This window comes from Streptomyces echinatus, from assembly GCF_014203595.1.
Lineage (GTDB): Bacteria > Actinomycetota > Actinomycetes > Streptomycetales > Streptomycetaceae > Streptomyces > Streptomyces echinatus.
The window spans coordinates 1-2,005 of sequence record NZ_JACHJK010000047.1 but is presented as its reverse complement, the minus strand read 5'-3'; the positions used below and the strand labels follow the sequence as shown (position 1 = coordinate 2,005).

The 2,005-nt window shown below is 56.8% G+C and carries 2 rRNA genes; both read right to left on the bottom strand.

The annotated features are described in order from the left end of the window. Window positions 1–87, bottom strand: a 5S ribosomal RNA gene (gene rrf / locus FHS34_RS41800); the annotation flags it as partial. 93 nt (window positions 88–180) lie between these two features. Then, a 23S ribosomal RNA gene (locus FHS34_RS41795) occupies window positions 181–2,005 on the bottom strand; the annotation flags it as partial.

Genomic DNA, 2,005 nt, shown 5'->3' with positions numbered 1-2,005 from the left:
CCCCCCTGCAGTACCATCGGCGCTGTGAGGCTTAGCTTCCGGGTTCGGAATGTAACCGGGCGTTTCCCTCACGCTATGACCACCGAAACACTATGAAACTGTCGAACATTGCCGCACCACGCTCTGTGAAACGTGGGGCCGTTCGTGGTTTCAGAACCAACACAGTGGACGCGAGCAACTGAGGACAAGCCCTCGGCCTATTAGTACCGGTCACCTCCACCAGTTACCTGGCTTCCAGATCCGGCCTATCAACCCAGTCGTCTACTGGGAGCCTTACCCCATCAAGTGGGTGGGAGTCCTCATCTCGAAGCAGGCTTCCCGCTTAGATGCTTTCAGCGGTTATCCCTCCCGAACGTAGCCAACCAGCCATGCCCTTGGCAGGACAACTGGCACACCAGAGGTTCGTCCGTCCCGGTCCTCTCGTACTAGGGACAGCCCTTCTCAAGACTCCTACGCGCACAGCGGATAGGGACCGAACTGTCTCACGACGTTCTAAACCCAGCTCGCGTACCGCTTTAATGGGCGAACAGCCCAACCCTTGGGACCGACTCCAGCCCCAGGATGCGACGAGCCGACATCGAGGTGCCAAACCATCCCGTCGATATGGACTCTTGGGGAAGATCAGCCTGTTATCCCCGGGGTACCTTTTATCCGTTGAGCGACGGCGCTTCCACAAGCCACCGCCGGATCACTAGTCCCGACTTTCGTCCCTGCTCGACCCGTCGGTCTCACAGTCAAGCTCCCTTGTGCACTTACACTCAACACCTGATTGCCAACCAGGCTGAGGGAACCTTTGGGCGCCTCCGTTACTCTTTAGGAGGCAACCGCCCCAGTTAAACTACCCATCAGACACTGTCCCTGATCCGGATCACGGACCCAGGTTAGACATCCAGCACGACCAGACTGGTATTTCAACGACGACTCCACAAACACTGGCGTGCCTGCTTCAAAGTCTCCCAGCTATCCTACACAAGCCGAACCGAACACCAATATCAAACTGTAGTAAAGGTCCCGGGGTCTTTCCGTCCTGCTGCGCGAAACGAGCATCTTTACTCGTAGTGCAATTTCACCGGGCCTATGGTTGAGACAGTCGAGAAGTCGTTACGCCATTCGTGCAGGTCGGAACTTACCCGACAAGGAATTTCGCTACCTTAGGATGGTTATAGTTACCACCGCCGTTTACTGGCGCTTAAGTTCTCAGCTTCGCCCCACCGAAATGGAGCTAACCGGTCCCCTTAACGTTCCAGCACCGGGCAGGCGTCAGTCCGTATACATCGCCTTACGGCTTCGCACGGACCTGTGTTTTTAGTAAACAGTCGCTTCTCGCTGGTCTCTGCGGCCACCCCCAGCTCAAGGAGCAAGTCCTCTCACCGGATGTGGCCCCCCTTCTCCCGAAGTTACGGGGGCATTTTGCCGAGTTCCTTAACCATAGTTCACCCGAACGCCTCGGTATTCTCTACCTGACCACCTGAGTCGGTTTAGGGTACGGGCCGCCATGAAACTCGCTAGAGGCTTTTCTCGACAGCATAGGATCATCCACTTCACCACAATCGGCTCGGCATCAGGTCTCAGACTATGTGCTGTCCGGATTTACCTGGACAACGTCCTACACCCTTACCCCGGGACAACCACCGCCCGGGATGGACTACCTTCCTGCGTCACCCCATCACTCACCTACTAACCGCTTGGTTCGGCGGCTCCACCACTTTCCTTTCCCCGAAGGGTCCGGAACGGCTTCACGGCCTTAGCATCACGATGCTCGATGTTTGACGCTTCACAGCGGGTACCGGAATATCAACCGGTTATCCATCGACTACGCCTGTCGGCCTCGCCTTAGGTCCCGACTTACCCTGGGCAGATCAGCTTGACCCAGGAACCCTTAGTCAATCGGCGCAAACGTTTCTCACGTTTGTATCGCTACTCATGCCTGCATTCTCACTCGTCAACCGTCCACGACTACCTTCCAGTGCCGCTTCACCCGGCAGACGACGCTCCCCTACCCATC